Genomic DNA, 23,096 nt, shown 5'->3' on the forward strand with positions numbered 1-23,096 from the left:
GTGAGTAATTTAGGCTTTAATTTTGGCCCCGATGTGCGCCCGCTTGCGGCGCGCATGCGACCAACCAGTTTAGATCAGTATATTGGCCAGCAACATTTATTAAGCCAAGAAAAACCACTTTATCAAGCTATTTTAGCTGGGCGTTGCCACAGTCTTATTTTGTGGGGGCCGCCAGGCGTTGGTAAAACTACTTTAGCGCAAATTATTGCCAACCATGCCGATGCGGCGCTTATTCAAATGTCGGCGGTAACGGCAGGCATTAAAGACATTCGTGATGCGGTGAGTGAAGCGCGTAATAACCTTGAAGGTCGTGGCCAACGTACCTTACTGTTTGTTGACGAAGTACATCGTTTTAATAAATCCCAGCAAGATGCGTTTTTACCACACATAGAGGATGGCACCTTTATTTTTGTTGGTGCCACCACCGAGAATCCCTCGTTTGCACTAAACAACGCGATTTTATCGCGAGCACGAGTATATGTCCTAAAATCGCTGCAAGATACTGATTTACATCTTGTTATTGAGCGAGCGCTTGCAAACGATGATGAACTGAAAAATAAAACCGTGCTACTTGCTCAAAATGCTAAACAAGCGTTGTGCCAAGCCAGTGATGGCGATGCTCGTAAAGTGCTTAATTTACTTGAGCAGGCGATTGATTTAACCGTAGAGCAAAATGGCCAATACTTAGTTGATGAGCATGTACTCAGTCAAGTATTGCCAACGCATTTAGCCAAGTATGACAAAGGGGGTGATGAATTTTACGATTTGATCTCAGCCTTTCATAAGTCAGTACGAGGCAGCTCTCCAGATGGTGCTTTGTATTGGTATTGTCGTATTTTAGCCGGTGGCGGGGATCCGCTGTATGTTGCAAGGCGGTTACTCGCCATCGCCACTGAAGATATTGGTAATGCTGATCCGCGTGCCATGGAAGTGGCCCTCAATGCATGGGATATATTTCAGCGAGTTGGACCAAGTGAAGGCGAGCGTGCAATTGCACAAGCTACGATTTACCTCGCTAGCGCACCAAAGAGTAATGCGGTGTACGCGGCGTTTAATCAAGCCAAAGCGGATGCGCAAAACGAGCCAAGTTACCCAGTGCCAGAGCATTTACGTAATGCACCAACTAACTTAATGAAAGACTTAGGGTATGGTGCGCAGTATCGCTATGCGCACAATGAAGAAGGCGGCTATGCTGCAGGAGAAAAGTACTTTCCAGAGCAGATAGCCGATAAGCAATATTACTTTCCAACGGATCGTGGCTTAGAACAAAAAATAAAGCAAAAGCTCGACTATTTAAAAGAGCGTGATCATCACAGTGACATAAAACGTTATGACAAGCCTTAAAATATATCTCATGATTGCTGCAGGAGGAGCCTCAGGTGCCTGTTTACGGTTTTTTATTAGTGAAACCATGCTAAAACTACTTGGTAGGGGATTCCCTTTTGGCACGTTGGCAGTTAATATTCTTGGTTCATTGTTGATGGGCATTTTGTACGGTTTGATAGAGCGTGAAATTATCACCGCCAGCCCCGCTAAAACCCTTATAGGGATTGGCTTTTTAGGTGCTTTGACCACCTTCTCGACATTTTCAATGGATTCGTTGTTGTTATTACAACAAGGTCACTTTTTTAAAATGGCCCTCAATATCACCTTAAATGTGGTGGTGTGTATTTTTATGGCTTGGCTGGGCCTTCAGCTGGTAATGCAAAAAGGTTAAAAACTAACATGTTAGATTCTAAATTATTACGTCAAGATCTCGAGCAAACAGCTGCGCGTCTAGCAGCACGTGGTTACGAGCTAGATACTGCGACTGTCAGCGCACTTGAAGAAAAACGCAAAACATTACAAGTAAAAACACAAGAATTACAAAGTGAGCGTAACAGTAGCTCCAAAGCGATTGGCCAAGCTAAAGCTAAAGGCGAAGATGCACAACCATTGTTAGATGCAGTAAGTAACTTAGGCGCGCAACTTGATAGTGTCAAAGCTGAGCAAGACGCTATTTTAGAAGAGCTTAAGCAAATTTCTTTAGCTATCCCAAATTTACCTGATGGATCAGTACCAGCGGGCGATGATGAATCTGACAACGTTGAGATTTCAACCTGGGGCGAGCCTAAAAAGTACGATTTTGCAGTAAAAGATCATGTCGACTTAGGACAAGATCTAAACGGCCTTGATTTTGAAATGGGCGTTAAAATTACCGGTTCACGCTTTACTGTAATGCGCGGCGCAATGGCCCGCATGCACCGTGCACTAGTGCAATTTATGCTAGACACGCATACAGATAAAAATGGTTATACAGAAATGTACGTACCGTATTTAGTAAACCGCGACAGTTTATACGGTACAGGCCAATTACCTAAGTTTGCAGAAGACTTATTCCACACTAAAGGTCTTGTAAATGATGACGGTGAAGAACAAGAAGGCTTTAGCTTAATTCCAACAGCAGAAGTACCGCTTACTAACAGCGCCCGTGATGAAATCTATGACGAAAAAGATTTACCAATTCGTTTAACAGCTCACACTCCGTGCTTTAGAAGTGAAGCAGGCAGCTATGGTCGTGATACCCGAGGCCTTATCCGTCAGCACCAGTTCGATAAAGTTGAGCTAGTACAGCTGGTAAAACCAGAAGATTCAATGCAAGCATTGGAAGAGCTAACAGGTCACGCAGAGCAAATCTTACAAGCGCTAGAGCTACCATACCGTAAAGTAATTTTATGTATGGGTGACATGGGCTTTGGCTCAGCAAAAACCTACGATTTAGAAGTATGGTTACCAGCGCAAGATACCTACCGTGAAATCTCATCATGTTCAAACATGCATGATTTCCAAGCGCGCCGTATGCAAGCGCGTTTTCGTCGTGCCGGTGAGAAAAAGCCAGAGTTACTGCATACACTCAATGGCTCAGGTTTAGCCGTTGGTCGTACCCTAGTCGCTATTCTGGAAAACTATCAACAAGCCGATGGTTCAGTGATCGTGCCAGAAGTGCTACGCCCGTATATGAACGGCCTTGAAGTAATTAAATAAAGTAATAGCTTTAAGTTTTAAGCCGTAAGTTATAAGAAAATAAGCCGCTGTTTGTAATGAGCAGCGGCTTTTTTATTTTTAAAGTGGCTAGCTAAAAAATCAAGCTAATCAGCTTATAGCTACTTAGGCCGAAAATGAGTAATAGCACGGGTAGGATCAGCAGGTTGACAAGCATTGAATTGGTGTAATCGCCCATTACATATTTTTGATTAACCAACCATACAAGGTAAGTGGTCACAATCGGCAGTAATATGCCATTGGCGGCTTGAGCAAAGATGATCACGGCAACAGGGTCTAAGCCAAGTGAGGCAACCGCAGCCCCAAATACTAAAATAACAATAGCGACAAGTTTAAAACGGTTATTGTTCATATCATTAGACCAACCAAGCATGCCACATACGGCGTATGCACCAGCAAGTGGAGCAGTGATAGCGCTGGTTAGCCCTGCGGCAAATAAGCCAATCGCAAAAAAGTAATGTGCAGCATTGCCTAGTAATGGCTCTAACTGCATCGCCATATTTGCTGCGCTGACTTTACCGACCTCAGAGCCGTAAAAAGCGACCGATGCAGTGGATAAAATTGCAAGTGTTATCACCCCGCCCAGCGTGATTGAGATACCGGTATCTAAATTAGTGTGTTTGATGAGCTTACGTTGATCAATTTGCTTGTCGTGTTTTGCGGCGAGTATACCTGAGTGTAAAAATAAGTTGTAAGGCACAATGGTGGTACCCACTAAGGCTAATACCGTAGTTATAGAGCCTTCAGGTATACTTGGTATAAAGCCTGCAAATATTTGAGCCATAGGTGGAGCGGCCATGACCAAGGTAGAGATAAACACTAAACTCATCAACAGCACTAAAAAGATAAGTGCGGTTTCTACCACTTTATGTTTGCCGCTATAAAGCAATAGGGCGCTGAAAATAGCGATTAAGGGTGTCCAAACTTGTGCTTGCACTTGAGGAAAAATTTCAATTAATCCCATCGTGGCGCCGCTTAAATTTCCGGCTTCATAAGCTGCGCTACCAACGCCAATGGCACTGATCACTAAAAAGGCGGCGAGGGGTTTAAATAATGGGTGCTGTATATGTGTGCGCAGTGCTTGGGCAAGATCTTGGCCTGTTACTACACCAAGGCGGGCAGCCATTGATTGCAATAATATGGTCGCTATCACTGAAAATAGTAATGTCCAAATCAACGTAAAGCCAAAATTGGCACCCGCTATACTGGCCGTGGTTATAGTCCCTGGGCCAATAAAGGCAGCAGTAACAAGTAGGCCTGGTCCTAATCGCATAAGTAACCTTCGAGTTTGTGTAACGTTTGTAACTGTATTTAGTCACTTGGTTTGATATTAATTTATCAGTAAGAGCATACAAGTTAATTAATGCTGTTAAAAGCACTATAACAATTAAGCTCTGTTGATCACGTAGTAAAGGTACTGGCTGTTTGTAGATAATTAAGAAATGTTAGTCACGAGTATTCATTATATTTAGTATTGATATAACGCAAAACGTACTTTTGACTATTTGTATAATAGCGGATGGGTTGTTAAATTTAACTAATTCAACAATGGGCTCAATGAAGAGCCCTGCAATTTTTTAAACCACTTGAATAATTTGATCTTGACTCAAACGTGATTTTGGCAGTTTAGCATTATAGTCGGTTTGTGTTTCGTGATAACCGATCACCAGTGCTACTTCACAAATATAGCCATCTAACTCATCCGCAAAAAGTTCACTAATTAGCTCGCTATCTACGCCTTCCATTGGTGTTGAATCAATACCTAAGCGCGCAACAGCATGCATAGTATTACCAAGTGCAAGATAGGTTTGTGTTTTGGTCCATGCGGCATTATTGCCAGATGCGTCAGTATTTAAGTCAACAAATGCATATGCGCCAAAGGCTTGCTCGCGATTTTTTGCTGGCGTACGGCCATTAGCGATATCAGTGTCAATCACTTTTGCATAATCTTCCCTTGTATATTTCGGGTTGTAAGTAAACAAAATAATGTGTGATGCAGTTTTAATATGCGGCTGATTAAATTGAAACTTGTTAGCAAAAGTATCATGCATTCGTTGTTTTGCTTGATCAGACTCAATTACAATGAATTTCCATGGCTGCGAATTAATTGATGACGGAGATAAACGCATAGCTTGGCAGATAACAGCTAAATCTTCTGCCGATACACGTTTAGTTGCATCATATTTTTTTGCTGTGTAACGAGCTTCTAAGTCAGTAATAATTGGGTGTGTCATAATTGGTTCCTGTAGCGAATAATTAAAGCTGTTGAATGAAGCGGATGATAGCGCTTGCATTACTTTTGATAAACAGCATAATTATTGAATCATTATCAAATATATTTAGATAATATGCAGATTGACGATTTAAAACTTATTTTAAAAGTTGCGGAATTTAAAAGTATTACCCTTGCAGCAGCAAAATTGGATATGCGTACCGCAACCGCCAGTGCTGCTATCAAACGTGTAGAAGCGACTTTAGGTGTTGACTTATTTGTACGAACAACACGTCATCTTAGGCTATCTGCAGCTGGCGAGCGTTACATTCCTCAGTGCGAGCAAGCAATAGCAATACTTGAGCAAGCTCGGCAAAACCTGAAAGGTGAACATGATGAGATTGAAGGGGAGCTAAGAGTGGCTTTATCTTCTGATCTTGGCCGTAATTTAGTGATCCCTTGGATTGATGAAATTATGGATAATTACCCTAAAGTCAGCCTACGCACGCATATTAGTGACAGCAACGTAGATTTTTACCGCGATTCTGTAGATATAGCGCTGCGTTATGGTTCGCCAAATGATGCCAATGTTTACGGGTTTAAAATTTGTAATATCCCACGATTGTTATGCGCCAGCCCTGATTATATAAAATGCCATGGCGAGCCGGTGCACCCAGATGATTTAACACAGCATCAAGGGTTATTTTATCAATTACAAGATATTATCAATAACGTATGGGAGTTCACCGACGGGGAAAATAAATACAAAGTAAAAATGCAGGGCAAGCGTGCCTCAAATGATGGTGATCTAGTTAGGCGCTGGTGTGTTGCTGGTAAAGGGCTTGCCGTAAAATCAGCATTAGATATTGCTGATGATGTACTAAATGACCGAGTTATTACCCTGATGCCTAGCTTCGCCCATATTAGTGCAGAGCTTTGGTTAATTTGCCCAAGTCGTCAATCAATAACCCCAGCAGTACGTTTATTGCGTGACGCGTGCAGAGAAAAAGCACGTGCAATAATCAGCCAATTAATTGATAAAGGCGTACTTGAACATACTGTACTTGAAGATTAATTACTCGTATTTAATACATATTTAGGTATAAAATAACCCCGCTATTACAGGCTAGCTGTATTAGTAAATTCTCAGGGCGGGGTGAAATTCCCCACCGGCGGTATGCTTAGCAAAGTGAGCCCGCGAGCGCTTTAATGCAAATTAAAGGTCAGCAGATCTGGTGAGAGGCCAGAGCCGACGGTCATAGTCCGGATGAAAGAGAATATAGTTAATCTATAAACAGTATTGACACCTGCGGGTGGTCTTTTTGCTGTGCCTTTCAATGTCCTGAATCTTTTCATATTTAAATAGGTATTAAAAATGATGATTCAGTCTTCTTTACTTAGCCAATTTGGCGAACCACTCGAGCGCGTTGAACGTGCTATTGTTGCATTACAGCAAGGTGAAGGTGTGCTTGTGGTAGATGATGAAAACCGTGAAAATGAAGGTGACTTTGTGTTTTCAGCACAGCACTTAACCACTGAGCAAATGGCGATGATGATCCGTGAAGGCAGTGGTATTGTGTGTTTATGCATGGGTGATGAGCGAGTTAAACAACTCGACTTACCGCAAATGGTTGTGCACAACACCAGCCAAAATCAAACTGCTTATACGGTTACGATTGAGGCTCGAAAAGGTGTTACAACGGGTGTTTCAGCAGCTGATCGAGTCACGACAATCAAAGCTGCTACGGCAGATAATGCCAAGCCGGAGGATTTATCTCGACCTGGTCATGTCTTTGGCCTGCGCGCACAAACTGGTGGTGTACTTGTACGTCGTGGTCACACCGAAGCATCGGTAGATTTGATGCAATTAGCAGGCTTAAAACCTTTTGGCGTTATTTGCGAATTAAATAATGTTGATGGCTCTATGGCTCGTTTACCGCAGGTGAGTGAATTTGCTTTAAAGCATGGCATGGTGGTGGTTTCAATTGAAGATTTAGTGCAGTATATACATATAAATCAACAATACGCTTGTTAGAAAGGTTTTAGTAAAAAGCCACGATCGTGGCTTTTTACTTAGGATTATTGTAGTTTTATAATTGCTTGCTTTGCGCTTTCACTGTCGGGGTTTAATTCAAGGGCGCGCTGGTAACTTTTTAATGCAAGAACGGGTTTATTAGCAGTTAAATACGCTTCACCCAGACTATCGTGAGTATTAGCAGAATCGGGGTATTTAGCAGTATTTAGTTCAAATACTGCGATTGCGGCATCGAGTTTTTTCATTGCTATTAATTCATAACCAAAGTAATTGATGCTTCTTTCTCGCAGCGGAACTTTTTGCTCATCCAATTGATTATATTTGCTTTTAAGCTGTGCAATACCGCCATTTTGCAAGGCATGATAAAGTTGGCTATCCACATTTTCAGTTGCACCGTCATAGGGCTTAGCATAAAAAATATTGGTTAATCCTTTAGTCATAGGTGTCATTGGTGCACCGCCCGTGTTATTTAAAATTATCACCAGTAGCTGATCTTCAATAATACGGCTAATAAATGCATTAAACCCTTCGATACCACCGCCATGTTGTACTTGTGTCAGTGGTTTACCATATTTATCAGCATCTAGCTGATTAACTTCCCAGCCAAGTGCGTAATTACGCTGTTCAGATACGGTGTACATTTGTTTTTTTAGTTCTTTATTTATTAGCTTATTTGTATGCAGCGCTTGGTCCCACTTAACGAGATCGCGTGCGGTTGAGTATATTGACCCCGCAGCATAAGGGATCGACATATCTAGATAATCAGCATTAGTGTAACCGTCTAAGTTCTTGCTATAACCAGATGCACGTTGATTGATTATTTTTGCATGTGAATCGTAACCGGTGTTATGCATATTGAGTGGTTTAAAAATATTTTCTTGCAGCACATCTTGGTAACGACGTTCCGTGACTTTTTCAATCACGGCACCCAAAATAAAGTAGCCTGAATTGCTATAGCTAAATTGTGTGCCAGGTTCAAAGAGTAAATCGTCACTGCATAATAATTTTATAAACTCATCTACACTGTAAGGGTTGCGACTGTAATCATTTCTGAATGTCTTCGTTTGAGTATAATTGCTAAGTCCGGATGTATGATTAAGTATCTGCCTAATGGTGATTTTATTTCCTATATCTTGGCGATAGTCGGGTAGGTAAGTAGCAAGGGAAGCATCAAGCTGTATTTTATTCTGCTGCGCTAACTGTAAAATAAGCAACGCAGTGAATTGCTTGGTAATTGAGCCTATTCGAAATTTAGTCTCGGCAGTATTTTTGATGTCCCATTCAAAATTGGCGTAGCCATAACTTTTTTCAAAAATAATCTTACCTTGCTTGGCGACCAGTACGTTGCCATTGAATTGTTTGAAACTATGAAATTGTTCAATAAATGCATCCATTTCTTTCGCGTGTTCGCCTGCAATTGCAGTGTGTGAGAGCAGTAGTAGAGCTGTGATAAAAATAGTGTGGTAAAACATATTCGAGGTGAGTTTCATGAGCTTCCTTGATTTTTTAGTTTGTTTTAGGTACTACTTTTACCGTGGATAAAATACAAAGTAAATTATTATCGTATTGATTTTATGTGAATAAATTACATTTCATTGTTATTATAAGCATAAAAAAGCCCGAACTGTATACAGCTCGGGCTAGTTGGTTGGGATATCAAATTTTATAAAGGTGAGTGGTTTATTATAGTATTCACTTTGCTATGAATTGACTCACCATCTACCAGCGCTTCTTTTCCACGCCATTTACGAATTAATCGTTTAGCATCTTCTAGTGCGACATATTGACATGGGATCAGGATCAGCGTGATCACCGTGGCAAATAACACCCCAAAGGCGAGTGACACAGCCATCGGAATTACAATTTGTGCCTGTAAGCTGGTTTCCATAATGATGGGTAATACACCGATAAAGGTGGTTACCGAGGTCAGTAATATTGCTCTAAAGCGACGAGCACCTGCTTGCATAACCGCGTCTTTTATTGCTACGCCTTCAGCGCGCGCTTTATTTACAAAATCAACCATGACTAGTGAATCATTAACAACAATACCGGCTACGGCAATGATGCCAAACATTGATAGGCCGCTCATTGTCATACCTAATACCATGTGGCCATACATTGCACCGACAACACCAAATGGGATCACCGACATAATAATCAGTGGTTGCGAGTATGAGCGAAGCGGTATGGCTAATAAAGCAAAGATAATCATCAGTGAAATAGCAAAGTCACGCAATTGCTCATCAGCACTTTCCATCTCTTCTTGTACTCGACCAGCAACGTTACTTTTAACACCAGGATAATTTTTTAGCAGCGACGGCAAATATCCGTCACGAATTTCTTGTGCGATAGCAAATGGCTCAACTTTGTCGGTATTGATAGCGGCCCATACATTGACCGTTCTGTTTGAGTTTTCACGGCGGATGCTGTTAACACCATCTACCAAGTTGATTTCTGCTACTTCGCTAAGCGGAACTTCAGCGCCTGATGGCGTAATAATCCGCGTACTATGTATATTACTGATTGAGTTACGCTCGTCTTCTGGGTAACGAATCATCACTTTGATCTCTTCGCCTTCACGTAAAATACGTTGTGCTTCTAACCCGTAGTAGCTAAAACTAACCTGTGATGCAACATCAGCAAGCGTTAAGCCCATGCTGTAGGCAAGTGGTTTTAAATTAAGTTGCACTTCGTCAGTGGCACTTTGCAAGGAATCGTTCACATCGCCGACACCTTCCATACTTTGTAGTTTTGCTTTTAGTTTTGTAGCTACTTCTTTTAATTCATCGGCATTTTTACCTTCAAGCCTAAAGCTAACATCACCGTCATCGCGGCCACCGCCAAACAGGTTATCTTGAATAGTAAGGGTTTTAACACCTGGCAGTGGCGGCATTTTTTCACGCCATAAGGTACTGAGTGTAAAGGTATCAATAGGGCGTTTGTCAGGTTCAATAAGAACTGCCATTAATTGAGCTCTGGTTCGGCCGCGAAGGCTAACTGAAAGGTCTCGAATCATTTTTTGTCCGTATTGGGCTTCAAGCTCTTCATCGACACTAAGTAGTACCGCTTCAATTTTTTTAGCGGTTTCGAGTGTTGCTTGCTCAGACGATTCAAGGTTCATTTCTACAACAATACGGGGGAAGTCGTGTGGTATTTTAGGGTTTGGTACAAACTTAACCAAGCCACCAGCAAACATACCAGCACTGACAATTAAAATACATAAAAAACCAATAATCACAGTATAACGGTAATGAATACAGTGACCTATAAATGGTGTGTAATAATTCTCAACAAACGATTTTAGGCCATTATCAACAATCATGCGTAGTTTGTGTAATGGATTTTTAGGATTAGCTTTACGTGGATTCATTGCTGCAATGTGAGCAGGCAAAATAAGTTTTGATTCAATCAACGAGAAAATTAAACATAATATAATAACGACACCAATCGCTTTTGATAACGCTGCGCCGGGACCAGAGGCCATCGCTTGTGGCAAGAATGCGGCAATCGTCGTTAACACGCCAAATGTCGCAGGCATAGCAACGCGTTTTACACCACGGATAACATTATTGAGAGAGTGTCCGTGTTTTTCAATTTCTGCACTGGCTGATTCGCCCACTACAATGGCATCGTCCACCACAATACCCAGTACAATAATAAAGGCGAATAGCGACACCATATTAATGGTGATGTCTAAAAAGCCAATTGGCATAAACAAAAATGCACCTAAGAACGATACAGGTAAGCCCATCATTACCCAAAACGCTAATCTTAGTGGTAAGAATAGTGCCAATACAATCATGACCAAAATACCACCCCAAACCATGTTGTCGACCATCATATCGAGTCGACCTTGTAGGTAGTAAGTTAGATCAACCATAGGGGTGAGTTTGACACCTGCAGGCAGTTGGTCTGCTTTATCAGCTAAGTACTGTTTCAGCACTTTGGCAACGTCTGTTATATCCTGATCTTTAGATGCGTTAATTTCATAAATTAGCGAGTTTTTACCATTATATTTAGAGTAGAGCAGGCCCTCTTCAAAGCCATCGTTAATAGTGGCGACATCGCCCAAGTAGATTTGTGCGCCGTCAGCTAGGGTAATTAAAGGCAGCTTTTCAAACTCATTACCGCGGTAGGCTTGTTTTTCAACACGCATCGAAATATAGCCATTTTCTGAACGTATTTGACCTGCTGACATATTGGTCGAAAAGCTTCTCACCGCGTTAGAGACATCTCTAAAAGTAAGGCCGTATTCACGCAGTTTATCTGGGCTAATCTCAATGCCTATTTCGTAATTTAAGCCGCTGAAAAAATCGACTAAATTGACGCTAGGTAAAGCCAGTAATTCATCCTCTAAATTGGTACCTAGTTCCTTTAATTGTGCATAGGTCATATCGCCATAAAGCGCAAGTACCATCACTTCTTGTTGAAACTTTTCGCGCTGAATAATTGGCCGCTCCATACCTGCAGGGAACGAGTTAATTGAGTCTACTTGGGCTTTTATTTCGTCTAGGGCTTCTTGAAGGTCGTACTTTTCTTCAATTTCGATCCAAGCTTGAGAATAACCACGGTTAGAATAGGTGATCAGGCGTTTTATACCTTCAGTACCTTCGAGGTTTTCTTCAATTTTGATGGTTATGCCTTCTTCCACTTCTTGTGGAGCTGCACCTGGGTAGACTGCTTGTACACTTACCCAATTACTTTCAAATTGTGGAAACGCTTGCTTGCGAATGGTCAAGGCTGTTAGCAGGCCACCCACCAGTATAAAAATCATAATCAAGTTTGCCGCAACTGGGTTACGCGCAAACCAAGCAATTAAGCCTTTTTCATTCTCAATGCTCATGATTTATTCCTCTTTTAGCGCAAGTTGCGTTGCACCAGTAGGTTTATCAGTGTTATTGAGTTTGACTTGCATGCCTTCGGTTGGAAAATCTAAAGCTGATGTGATCAATTGCTCACCATCATTTAAGCCTTGTGACGCGATGACCATACCATTTTGCTCTCTAACGATATTGAGAGGTTTAAATGACAGTGTTAAATCGTCATTCATTACTACTATTTTACCGTTTTTCACTAAATGATGCGGAACGATAATCGCATTATCCAATTCACGGCCAGCAATAGTGGCATTGATATAAGAGCCATAACGCAGTGGTTGTTCACTGGCATAAGGGGTATTCACTTGCGCAACTAAATAGCTCATACGACTTTTTTGATCGATAACACCTTCACTGCGGACAATCTTAGCCTGCCACGTCGTAGGCTTGCCAGCAAAGTCAGCACTGAGCGTAACGTTAGCGCCGATACCGCTGTTAGTCAGATATTGTAATTCTTTATCAGCCACTGGCAGGCGAATTTCAGCGACTAAAGTCGAGCTGAGAGCGCCAAACTGGCTGCCCGGGTTAACCACGCTACCCAAACTAATTACGCGTTCAGAAATAATCGCATCATAAGGCGCTTTAATATACGTACGTTCTAAATTACGGGTAGCGCGTTTTTCAGCTGCTTGCGCTGCACGATAGCGTGCTAGTTTTTCTGCCAATTGCGGCTTGCGCAAATAGAGTTGTGATGGGATCACTTGGTTTGAATCGTCTTTTATACGGTCCCATTCAGCTTGTGCCACATGTGCTTGTGCGCGTTCAATTTCTAGGTCAGAGCTTGCTTGCGCCAACCCAGCTTGAGCTTCAATTAAAGCCGCTTCATAATCATTTGGATCTATTCGTGCTAGAATATCGCCTTGCTTAACAAAACCACCTTGCACAAATTGCTCAGATACAAACACCACTTGGCCACTTACTTGCGCAACCAGTGGAGTGTGATCTTTTGCTTTAACAACACCATACGATTTAACGTCTAGGGTAATTGCATCAAGGTGAACTGGGTTAACAGAGACCAAAGGGCGGGTATCTTGTGCTGGTTTTTCTTCCGGCGGTTGTTTCATTGCTGAAAATCCAACCGCTAGCGCTACACCCGCGACTAACACGGCAATAGGCAGAATGATTTGTTTTTTTGTAGCCACAGGGCTTTCCTCATAATTAGGTGACGCTGTCATTATAATGAAGAAAGTGTTTACAAGGCGTATGAAGATGTAACAAGTCATTACACTATTAACATATTAATGAAATAGTTCACAAAAAGGCAGAGTATGAACACATCAACAATGGCATGTCGGCTTGGCTGTGGTGCATGTTGTATTGCACCAAGCATTAGCTCTCCGATCCCAGGTATGCCGCATGGTAAAAAAGCGGGAGAGCGCTGCATTCAATTAGATAACAACAACTTATGTAAATTGTTTGGTGATGAAAGCCGGCCAAAAGTATGCAGTGATTTTAGTGCAACAATCGATGTATGTGGTACCAGCAACGCACAAGCATTGCAGTTGATCACTGAGCTTGAACAGATGACATAAAAAAACCGCATCTTATAAAATGCGGTTTTTATACATATTTTTTATTTACCAGCTATAAGTTGCACTCAAAGTGTATTGTTCACCGCGCCCAGGTGTGCCGGGGATCTCTTCAAATGATTCGCCCCATAAGTTATCAGCTGCGAGCGTGATAAATAAGTTATCAAGTGCTGATGGGGTTATTTTTAATGTTAAGTGGGTAAATAACGCTTCATCATCGCCATTTCTTAATGAGTTTTCGTGCTGCTTACGCCATTCGTTGTCAATTCTAAATTCAAGCACATCCATGGGTTGCCAAACTGCACCGAGCGTGACGCGGTGATCAGGAAAATTCAATGCATAAAAACTGGCATCGATATCTGTTGCGCCATAACTTTCTGACTTATGTAGATACGTGTAACTGCTGATAAGTTCAACAGTATCAAAATGTTTAGTTGCTAAAAACTCAATTCCCGCGGTGTCTATATCAACGGGGTTAGCGGCGCGGGCAGAAGTAGAGCTGTAGCTGTAAGTCCAATCAGTGAGATCTTCATCTTGGCGGTAAAAAATCGCTGAATCTAAGCGCCAAGTAGATTCTTCAAGCAATAAACCCAGCTCTAGGTTCTGGGTGGTTTCGCGTTCAAGATCATAGTTACTTCTAAATAAACCACCTGATTCACTGCCGCCGATGGCTGTGTATCCGGCAACTTGGCTTGCCTGTGCAAACGATAAGTACACTGTGCGCTCTGTGCCATCATTATTGAGCGTATGCCAAGCTAAGTCGCCAAGCAGCGAGAGTTGCGAGTCGTCTCTGTTGGTATCGTCAAAAGCGGCGCCTAAGCGTACTGTCAGCAATTGGTTAGTATCAATCGCAGTTTTGTATTCTGGCAACACGCTGAGCTTATAATAATTGCGTGAGGTAAAGTTATTCTCAAGGGTGGTAGATTCAATTGCATCTTCCATGTATTGCGCTGAGTAGTTTATTGCAAACGAGTCAGTATTACTATGGCGCCCTGAAAGCGCGAGTGCTTTGACTTCTGTTTCATGAAACGCTTCAAATGCACTGGGGTTTTCACGCGAGTAAATATAATGGTCGTTATTTTTACGATAATAAGCGGATACTTCAAAAGAGCTGTTTTTTGTATAGCCTTGTTTATGGTTAAGCATTAATAATTGCGTATCTAGATCTTCGGTTTCGTTTACCCCAAATGGCGTGTACAAGTTTGGCCAACCAAAAAACTTTTGCTGCGAGCCGTAAAATAAATCTGTTTGCGATTGCGGACCAGTTAATTGCACGCGGCCAGATGCCCGGGTAAAGTCATGATCGCCATTGTCTATGGTGCCGTCACTTTGTGAGTGAGCGTAGTCACCTTGAAAACCTAACTGCCAATCAGGCTTGCCTGCAAGGGGCGCACTGACTCCAGCATTGATGCTTTGTAAATTAAAGTCGTGATTACCCGTACCTAATGACACACTGCCGCCGGTATTTATCGGCGTCCAACCAAACGATACTGTACCAACCGAGCTATTAACACCATACAAAGCATTATCAACGCCAGTAAAAATATCTGCGGTATCAAGCATCTGTGGTGCAATTGGAATTTCAGCAAAGTAATGACCTGATTGAGGATCGAATAAGGTGGCACTGCCAACCCGAAAACCGGTGTTTTCAAAAATGCCACCGCGGATAGTGACATCCGCTTGCGCTTCAGCCATATTTCGCGATTGCAGATCAACACGTGGATCGTATTCTAAATTTGAGATGGGAGCGGCAAAGGTACCAACTGGTTCATTATTTGCGGTTGCTGACACTTTTACTGTTATTTTTTCTACGTTGTCAGTGTTATTTTTCTCATTAGTGGCGATTGCTGTGGTTGATAAACTGCAAAAAATAGCAGGTAGGACTAGTTGTACTGTTTTTATCACTTTAAAATCTCTTTACGCTTTTATATATTGCTGCATGAGCAAACACGTTGTTAGTACGCGTTTTAAATAGGGTGCTATTGTATCTTAATGAGAGAAAATTGCATTTGATAATCATTCATGTTTATTCACATAGGTTTAATATATGAACACATTACATAACACCAATTTAGACTGTGTTTATTTTGCTGGCGGTTGCTTGTGGGGTGTACAAGAGTTTATCAAGCATTTACCAGGAGTAGTAAGCACAGAAGCAGGGCGTGCCAATGGCACTAGCAGCAATACCGCGAGTGAGTATGATGGTTATGCAGAATGTGTGCAGGTGGTTTTTGATACCGATAAAGTGGAGTTGAACACCTTGATCAGTTATTTCTTTGAAATTATTGATCCCTACAGTATTAACAAGCAAGGTGGTGACGTAGGGCCCAAATACCGTACGGCCATTTACAGTAAACAGACAGCGCATCTATACATAGCCCGTGATTATATCAGCCAACGCGATGATGCAGCTAAAATCGTAGTTGAAGTACTGCCGTTAACAAATTACCTAGCAAGCGATCCCGAGCACCAAGACCGCTTAACCAATCACCCTGATGATTACTGCCATATACCACTAGAGTTATTACATAAGTATAAGAAACAGCAAAATAAATAATAGTGTATTTAAATAAAAAAGTGCTAATGGCTTATAAGGTGAGAGTTAAAATTTGTCGTATTTACTCTCCTTTCTAGATTTTCTAGCGTTTTTCTTCTTTCGTGGGAACATATCTCTAAAAAGGTAGGGCACAGCTAAAAAGTAGATCCCAGTTCCAAAATAAAAAAGAAGATAAAAAAGATAAGTAAACGGCGACGCTGAAAAAAAATAAACCTCAGATTCAACTCGATAATCTGTTGGTGTATGAACATAACCGTCGTATATAGATTTTACTGCGATTATTATAAGTAATAACCCTAAAGAAAAAGAAAACAAAGTGAATGCTACTTGGTTCAACAGCATTCTAGTATTACTAATATTAGCGTGTTTTATTTTTTGCTTCTTTTTTGTTTTTTTATTATTTGACCGTTTCATGCTTACCAAAAAAAGTAATAATTATAGCTATAATAATTCCAACAAAGCCTACGGTTGAGAAAACTAAACTATATTCACTTTTAATACTGAAAATATTTAGCAAGCTAGTTATTAATAAAAGTGATACTCCAAGTTTTTTTAAAACTTCTAGTGTTTTATTCAAACGTATCCATGTTTGACAATATGGGTACTCTACTTCAAAAAACATCCCTTTTTTTATAGTGTTTTTTATATCTGTACTATTAATTTTATTCTGACAACTTGGGCATGTAGGTTTCATTTTAATCCTTTATTTAACCTTTTTAATTTCTCTTAATACCCTAAAACCAATAGAATTAGCTCTCGAATTTATAGTAAAACCCATTCTAAGTGAGTGATGTACATGTGGCTGTGGCATGGTCCAACTAGCCCCTTTAACCGTTTTATTTTTACAGTTAATTATTTTAATAGGAGCAATCGTCTTTGTTGCATTGTTATGATTATCTACATAACAGTCCTGTACCCACTCGTAAACATTAGAAGTAACGTCATATAAGCCAAAAGGGTTTGGCTTTAAAATACCCACTTGCCAAGGATGTCCTTTGTCAGTGCCTTTTGGGCAGCCTCCTAGATCTCTATCGCAATGATCTATGCCTTGCTTGTATTCATTACCCCACCAAAATTTACTATTTGTTCCAGCTCGAGCCGCGTATTCCCATTCAACTTCGCTAGGTAAGCGATAAATATTGCCAGTCTCATTGCTTAGCCACTTTGTATACGCGATTGCATCGAACCACGAAATATTTACTACAGGTTGTTGACCTCTTCCCCAGCCTTCATCGCTAGGGCACGAACGTATTCCGGTTTTACAAAATTTATCATATTGCTCAAACGTTACTTCAGTTTCACTTAATGCATAAGGAGACTCTATTTTTGCTTTAAATATAGGTGCTTCATTTTGAAATGAGCGGAAATTTTCTCCGCCAATAGTGCCAACCCCAGCAGGAATTATTACCATTTTTGGAGATTTTTCACCATTGGTTAGTTTGTCTTGAATATAAACAACCTTATGGTTAGTGAGTTTTAAACTAGACCAACTAATATCAAAAAAACCAACGAATACTCCCACCAAAATTATAGATACAAAAAAATATTTAATTTTCAATTTAGCTAACATGTTTTACTCATTAATAAATTTAGGAAGTGGTAATACCAATAACAAAACTTGCTGATTTTTTAGTATTCTCAGGCAAGGTGCGGGCACTTCCATATATTGTAGCAGCAGTTCCAACACCAGTTGCCATTGATGATCGAGTTAAAAAAGCTTTATAAAAAGAACTTCTTATCAATCGTTGGACTTGTGCTTGGGTGTAAACTTTTGTTGCTTTAGTACCATCATCTAAAAGAGTTTGACCTCTCAGAACTTGTTTTAGGAGTTTTTGATTATTAATTAACTTTTTGTTGTTAAGCTTTAAAATTTCAACAGCAAGCTTTTTACGGTTTTCACGAGTCATTCCTTTGTACATTTTTAATAATTTATTCTGCCCTAACGCTTTATTCTGCCCTAACGCTTTATTTTGACTAAACTTAACTAACAATGAACCAGCTTCTAATCCTGCTTTAGTTAAATCGGCAACTTGAATGACATCTAAAGTAACCATCAAAGTTGAAAAAGTAGGAGATGCATCAAGCCATTGGTTGTATTCTGCATTACCACTTAAATGGTTAAATACACGCCCAGCACCCACACCACATTGAAAAGTTGCAGCGGTAGTTGAGGTTAAAGTTAATGGAATTGCAGCCCATGTAGCGCCAAGACTTGCAGCTCCGCCACCCATTTCGGCGAAAACTAAAACCCAACCAGAAGTTGCGCCAACGCATGAAATACCCATGGTTGTAGTTTCATCCTATAACGAAGAATTAATCTTATCTATTCTTTGTTCGACCTTCATTTGTTTAGGGAATACAAATTCGCGGATATAAATGTTTTTCTGTCTGCTCTACAGCTTGCTCGGAGCACTTTACTATTGTAGTGGCTGTTTGGATTCAAAAGTAAACTACCTGGGTTTACTGAAAGTTTAGCAATACTATCTTTCTTTCTCAGCTTCAAAAATTACACCTGCGTGTCTAAACTCTGGATCTGAGTCAAGGGAAGCGTACATTTCTCGAAGTATATCTTTTGGGAATAGTTTTTGAATTTTAAGTACGAAAGTAGGATCTAATGACATATTATTTATTCCTTTAAATATTTCCGATAATCTAACATATTTTATTTGTTATTTAAATTTCTTTTGTTTTGAATTGAGGTTTTGGAATTATTAAATGTTATTTAAAAACAATATTAGACTGATTTACTAACAAAAAAGCTCACTAAAAATGAGCTTTTAAAAAATTATTTATAGCAGATTATTGTGCTAGTTTTTCAGGCGGGAAGCCAGAAAGAATAGTCGCAACAGCTTCTCTTACTGCTTCGTTACGCTGTTCAGGAGATTGCTTCTTCTGTAAACGGCCTTCGCGTGCACCACGCCAAACAAGCTGGTTAGAGGCACGATCAACAACATCAATGACTAAAGTGCCCACATCATACTCATGAGTTGTTGTTTGCGTGTTATAACCCATGCCCCAGTAGTTCCAACGTGCACCGTAACCTACATTAAATGTATCAACGTCAACTTTAGTATCAACAGAGGCATGATAGTTAATTAATACATCTGCTGATGCTTCATCGGCAGGTGTCATACCGTTTGCTTGTAATTGTGCATTTACCGCTTCACGCACACGTTTTTCCATCAATGGGCTGATTTGATAGTTACCAGCGTCAGCCAAGGTCGCTTGTGGAAACCAAGCAAATGTTTTGTAGTTACCAAAGTCCACAGATTTGTCGTAGTCAATATCAGGCGTTTTTGCACACGCTGCTAGTAGTAATACAGCAGCTGCAATTAGTATATTTTTCATGGAGTTTGCTCCTTGGCAAATTTAATTACTTTTCGTTTGATAACATAACATAGAATTAATTCAAGGAAATGTTATTTTTTAACTGTAATTTGTATACATGATAAGTACTGGTTAGTTTAGTCGTCCTTGACTGAATGATGTATTAATTTACACAAACGTGGCTATTGTCTTATTCATGCTCTACTTCTATCCAATCCTTTTCATCTACCCAGTTTTGTGCGCCGTCTTTAACGGAGCGAATTGGCACAATATAATCACAGCTAATTTGTGGTTTCACCGAGGCAAAAATAGGCACAAAACCAAAGCTGAGTGCGGTTTCTATAATTGCTTTTTGATTTTGCGGATCGATATCGGCCGCTTCATCAATATAAATTGGGATGCGGTATAAGTTTTGCTCTTGGTCGCTTAATAAGTAGCGGATAAACAACATGCCGCATAATAATTTTATGGTGATACGCGTACCGTTTGAGCCAGCCGAATCAATCTTTTCAAAATGCTCGGTTTCGCCTGCACGGTTTACTACTTCAAAGCGAATATCAAATAAGTCAGTAAGGGTTAAACCGGCTTTATCAGAGGCAAGTTTAATTAAGTGATCTTTTGCTTCGTTGATAGCACTTTCACTGTAGGGTTCTTGGCTGAGTAAATCCAGCGTATCACCTTGTTCAAACTGATTTGAGGTACTGATGATGGTATCAATACTATCAACCAACATTTTGCGTGGTATCACGTTAATTTTAAATGCTTGTAAGTTTGAAATACGATGCTGACTAATGCCTTTATTGAAGCTGTTCATTTCACGGCGCAGTCTGTCTAAATCTTCACGCAGTCCCTTAATCGTCGCGGCTACTTCTGTGAGTGCAACCCGGGCTTGGCGTTCAACCGCATCACGTTCGTTATCAATATTATGGAACGCGCCAATCAATTTCTGGTATTTACTAAACTCGTCGTTTTCGTTATCAAATTTGGTAATACCAGCATTGTAAATATGCAAATAGGTATTACGAACGTTGATATCAAAATTACGCAGCTCTTGGCAATCTTTATTAAAGTGATGAACTAAGTCACTGAGGTTATCAAAGTCAATTTGCACATCAATCATATACGGGGTGACTTTACCGCTATATAAATCCAGCGTGTGGTCAATTCGTTCAGATTTCACTTGGCGTAGGCGCTCTGCTTGGCGTGAAATTAAATCTTTTTTCGATTTAATAATCGAGCGTCGATCACTAATTGAACCGCTGTTATTTTGAATATCTTGTAAGTAGCTATCAACTTGCTCGCGTTCAGCCAATAATTGCTCTTTTAAGAGTGTTTGTGCATCAATAGATTGCAGCATAACCTGGAATTGTTCAAAGCGTTTAAGTGCGCTTTCTGCTGCCATGAGTTCATCGTATAAGGCATCTTTTTCTTTTTGTTTGTCGGCCACATTTGCGGCCACATCACGCTGTTGCTTAAATTCATTGAGTGACTGTTCAAGGGCGCTGAGTTGCGCAGTAAGTTGCTCTTTATTTTCACCGCTTTGCATCTGTACCGGTGACAGTTTTTTCAGCTTGATGGTCGCGCCTGGCAGGGTAAGCACGCCGCCTTTCACGTTATCTGATAATTGCTCTAAAAATGTACCAAAGGCATCTTCATCAGTGATATCTATATCACCATTACTGGTGGTGGCAAATGACAGAATGTCAGGGTTTAGAATACGCGAGATCTCTTCAACTTCTTTAAGTGATAAATCCTCGCGCATACGGGTAAATAAATTAAACTCAAGATTTTTAAGCTGCAGCTTTAAGCTTTTGATCTGCTTTTGTGTTTCACTAATACGGTAATCAAGAGTATGCAGGCTTTGCCCTTGCGCACTGTTGATAGAATGCGATAGTGACTCGTAATCTTGCTTTAATTGACCAAGGCTTACTTTTAAGGTTGCCATGTTAACCAATTCAAATTCAGATTTTAGAGCACCAAAGTCTAAAAACCATTGCTCTATTTGTGTTTGCCTGCGTTCAATATCGCGCGATTGTTGTACATAAAGTTGTTGTTTTTGTTCAAACTCGTGCTTTTCGTGTTCAATGTCTTCAAGGGCAACATTAAGCTCGCTCAATTGCGCCTCTTGGTAGCTATCAAAATCGATTAATGCTTGGTCAATTTTGGGGGCGTATGCGGCTAATTTACCTTTGAGTACGGTTTGGTTTTCAAGCATAGATTCAAGGGCGCTGATAGGTTCTTGCATCGACTCGAGTGCTTTTAGCTCACGTTTTGCGCGGTTTACTTTATCAAAGGAGCGACGCCATACTTCATAAAAATCGACCTTTGAGTTTGACATGTGGCGTTCAAATACGCGTAACATAAAGCGCTTTACGTCGGCAGCGCCTAATTTATGCAGGTTCAAAATACGGCGGAAAATTTCTTTATAAATTGCCGAATCTTGCACGTTGTTAAGCGGGATCATCTTTAAGTTAATGTCGCCGTCAAATGGCGTGGCACCACCCGTTAATAGCGCGTTGAGCTCTTGCGCTTTAAGCTCGATAGGGTTAAAGCCTTGCTCTTTTAAATGATTAAACAGTTTAGTGAACTTAATGATGGTTTTACCTTGAGTATACTGCTCAAGATCAAGCTTGCCTTGGTAACAAAAAAACTGATGTGCGTAACCGGCAATTTTACCAAGCCCAGCTACACCAATCACCACCGGGCCATGGGGTAGGTCGGCTTCGAGTAAAATATAGGATTGATCTGACGAAAAATAAAATTTACGGGTTTCGTCTAAATCATGACCGTCCCATTCTGTTAGGCGTAAATCATTAATAAGCGGAAATTGTAGAGCATTGATCACCGAGCTTTTACCGGTGTTATTTGGTGCACAAATTGAGCTGCTTTTATCAAGCGGGATCACACATTTGGCATAACCGGCGGTGTTTAATAATGCCAGCTTACTGAGGCCGTATAGGTTTTTCATTATTCGTCCTCTCCAATATAGGTTTCTTCGTTTACTTCCATTAAGGCATCAATATAACGGTAGATAGGTGCTTGCAGCATAAAGCCGCCTTCTACTTCACGGGCAAGGCCAAGTCGTATCATGCGTAAGTACACGTCTTTACGTAGGTCTGATCCTGAAAAAATTTCGAGTTGATCAAATAAGTGCTTGTTCATTTGCACTAAAGTTTGCATCAGTTCTAAATCATTCACTTCATCAAATAGGGCACGCATTGGGTCTTTACCTGAGTTTGCATAGTGCTCAATTAAGATATAAATGGTTAAGGCAATCGCGCGGGAAATTTTCCCCATATTGGGTGTACTTTCATCGCTGGCAAAGTAATAAAAACCACGGCTGTCATGTTGTAAATCGTGGCCAAGGGCGTTGAATAATGCGCGGTAATAATCAATTTGTTGGTCAAGCTCTTGCCACATTACGGTATCTTGTTCGCTAATGTGATAGCCGGTGACTAATTTTTTATTAATTGCTTGTAGATGACTAAGTTCATCTAAATTTATCTGTGTCATAACG

20 protein-coding genes and 1 riboswitch are annotated in these 23,096 nt (G+C 40.6%); of the genes, 7 read left to right on the forward strand and 13 right to left on the reverse strand.

Going from position 1 to position 23,096, the window contains the following annotated elements:
• The 3 genes from J7338_RS07135 to serS are packed head-to-tail and all read left to right on the forward strand — an operon-like array spanning nt 1 to nt 3,024.
• Nucleotides 1-1,344: a replication-associated recombination protein A gene (locus tag J7338_RS07135; protein WP_210796403.1), complete on the forward strand. Its 1,344-nt coding sequence runs from the start codon at nt 1-3 to the stop codon at nt 1,342-1,344.
• Nucleotides 1,345-1,354: 10 nt separating this feature from the next.
• Nucleotides 1,355-1,717 carry a fluoride efflux transporter CrcB gene (crcB, locus tag J7338_RS07140; protein WP_415837810.1) on the forward strand — a complete coding sequence of 121 codons (363 nt, stop codon included), beginning with the start codon at nt 1,355-1,357 and terminating at the stop codon, nt 1,715-1,717.
• Nucleotides 1,718-1,725: 8 nt separating this feature from the next.
• On the forward strand, nt 1,726-3,024 hold the full coding sequence (gene serS / locus J7338_RS07145) for a serine--tRNA ligase (protein ID WP_210796405.1): 1,299 nt from the start codon (nt 1,726-1,728) through the stop codon (nt 3,022-3,024).
• Nucleotides 3,025-3,115: 91 nt separating this feature from the next.
• On the opposite strand, the gene J7338_RS07150 is transcribed toward serS, so the two are convergent.
• A complete protein-coding gene (locus tag J7338_RS07150) occupies nt 3,116-4,315 on the reverse strand; it encodes an Nramp family divalent metal transporter (protein ID WP_210796406.1) in 1,200 nt (399 codons plus the stop codon).
• 304 nt (nt 4,316-4,619) lie between these two features.
• Nucleotides 4,620-5,276 carry an NAD(P)H-dependent oxidoreductase gene (locus tag J7338_RS07155; RefSeq protein WP_210796407.1) on the reverse strand — a complete coding sequence of 219 codons (657 nt, stop codon included), beginning with the start codon at nt 5,274-5,276 and terminating at the stop codon, nt 4,620-4,622.
• 114 nt (nt 5,277-5,390) lie between these two features.
• Here J7338_RS07155 and J7338_RS07160 point away from each other — a divergent pair, with 114 nt between their 5' ends.
• Together J7338_RS07160 and ribB are read left to right on the forward strand one after the other, a co-directional pair.
• Nucleotides 5,391-6,329, forward strand: a complete 939-nt coding sequence (locus J7338_RS07160; RefSeq protein ID WP_210796525.1) for a LysR family transcriptional regulator — start codon at nt 5,391-5,393, stop codon at nt 6,327-6,329.
• A gap of 63 nt (nt 6,330-6,392) precedes the next feature.
• Nucleotides 6,393-6,537: riboswitch (FMN riboswitch) on the forward strand.
• A 98-nt stretch (nt 6,538-6,635) separates the two neighbouring features.
• Nucleotides 6,636-7,289, forward strand: coding sequence for a 3,4-dihydroxy-2-butanone-4-phosphate synthase (gene ribB, locus J7338_RS07165; RefSeq protein ID WP_210796526.1), 654 nt, complete (start codon nt 6,636-6,638; stop codon nt 7,287-7,289).
• Nucleotides 7,290-7,333: 44 nt separating this feature from the next.
• Here ribB and J7338_RS07170 read toward each other — a convergent pair whose 3' ends face one another.
• From J7338_RS07170 to J7338_RS07180, 3 genes are all read right to left on the reverse strand, one after another.
• On the reverse strand, nt 7,334-8,779 hold the full coding sequence (locus J7338_RS07170; RefSeq protein ID WP_210796408.1) for a serine hydrolase domain-containing protein: 1,446 nt from the start codon (nt 8,777-8,779) through the stop codon (nt 7,334-7,336).
• Between the two features lie 173 nt (nt 8,780-8,952).
• Entirely contained in the window at nt 8,953-12,132 is a 3,180-nt protein-coding gene (locus J7338_RS07175) for an efflux RND transporter permease subunit (protein WP_210796409.1), read from the reverse strand.
• 3 nt (nt 12,133-12,135) lie between these two features.
• Nucleotides 12,136-13,308: an efflux RND transporter periplasmic adaptor subunit gene (locus tag J7338_RS07180; protein ID WP_210796410.1), complete on the reverse strand. Its 1,173-nt coding sequence runs from the start codon at nt 13,306-13,308 to the stop codon at nt 12,136-12,138.
• A 126-nt stretch (nt 13,309-13,434) separates the two neighbouring features.
• Between J7338_RS07180 and J7338_RS07185 the strand changes: the two genes are divergently transcribed.
• Entirely contained in the window at nt 13,435-13,698 is a 264-nt protein-coding gene (locus J7338_RS07185; protein ID WP_210796411.1) for a YkgJ family cysteine cluster protein, read from the forward strand.
• A gap of 45 nt (nt 13,699-13,743) precedes the next feature.
• Here the strand turns inward: J7338_RS07185 and J7338_RS07190 are convergent, their stop codons facing one another.
• Nucleotides 13,744-15,600: a TonB-dependent receptor plug domain-containing protein gene (locus tag J7338_RS07190; RefSeq protein WP_210796412.1), complete on the reverse strand. Its 1,857-nt coding sequence runs from the start codon at nt 15,598-15,600 to the stop codon at nt 13,744-13,746.
• 142 nt (nt 15,601-15,742) lie between these two features.
• Here J7338_RS07190 and J7338_RS07195 point away from each other — a divergent pair, with 142 nt between their 5' ends.
• Entirely contained in the window at nt 15,743-16,252 is a 510-nt protein-coding gene (locus J7338_RS07195) for a peptide-methionine (S)-S-oxide reductase (RefSeq protein WP_210796413.1), read from the forward strand.
• 397 nt (nt 16,253-16,649) lie between these two features.
• Here the strand turns inward: J7338_RS07195 and J7338_RS07200 are convergent, their stop codons facing one another.
• From J7338_RS07200 to J7338_RS07230, 7 genes are all read right to left on the reverse strand, one after another.
• Nucleotides 16,650-16,946 (reverse strand): hypothetical protein, encoded by a 297-nt coding sequence (locus J7338_RS07200; RefSeq protein WP_210796414.1) that lies wholly within the window; start codon nt 16,944-16,946, stop codon nt 16,650-16,652.
• Between the two features lie 9 nt (nt 16,947-16,955).
• Nucleotides 16,956-17,822 carry a formylglycine-generating enzyme family protein gene (locus tag J7338_RS07205; RefSeq protein WP_210796415.1) on the reverse strand — a complete coding sequence of 289 codons (867 nt, stop codon included), beginning with the start codon at nt 17,820-17,822 and terminating at the stop codon, nt 16,956-16,958.
• Nucleotides 17,823-17,841: 19 nt separating this feature from the next.
• The gene (locus tag J7338_RS07210; protein WP_210796416.1) at nt 17,842-18,483 is read right to left on the reverse strand and encodes a hypothetical protein; all 642 of its coding nucleotides are present in this window, start codon (nt 18,481-18,483) and stop codon (nt 17,842-17,844) included.
• 249 nt (nt 18,484-18,732) lie between these two features.
• Nucleotides 18,733-18,873 carry a hypothetical protein gene (locus J7338_RS07215; RefSeq protein WP_210796417.1) on the reverse strand — a complete coding sequence of 47 codons (141 nt, stop codon included), beginning with the start codon at nt 18,871-18,873 and terminating at the stop codon, nt 18,733-18,735.
• A gap of 178 nt (nt 18,874-19,051) precedes the next feature.
• Nucleotides 19,052-19,600, reverse strand: a complete 549-nt coding sequence (locus tag J7338_RS07220; protein WP_210796418.1) for a DUF4136 domain-containing protein — start codon at nt 19,598-19,600, stop codon at nt 19,052-19,054.
• Between the two features lie 169 nt (nt 19,601-19,769).
• Nucleotides 19,770-22,547, reverse strand: coding sequence for a coiled-coil domain-containing protein (locus tag J7338_RS07225; RefSeq protein WP_210796419.1), 2,778 nt, complete (start codon nt 22,545-22,547; stop codon nt 19,770-19,772).
• Nucleotides 22,547-23,092, reverse strand: a complete 546-nt coding sequence (locus tag J7338_RS07230; RefSeq protein ID WP_210796420.1) for a condensin complex protein MksE — start codon at nt 23,090-23,092, stop codon at nt 22,547-22,549. The genes J7338_RS07225 and J7338_RS07230 overlap by 1 nt, the downstream gene beginning before the upstream one ends.
• Between the last annotated feature and the right edge of the window lie 4 nt (nt 23,093-23,096).

It is taken from the genome of Pseudoalteromonas ostreae, from assembly GCF_018069805.1.
GTDB classification, from domain to species: Bacteria; Pseudomonadota; Gammaproteobacteria; order Enterobacterales; family Alteromonadaceae; genus Pseudoalteromonas; species Pseudoalteromonas ostreae.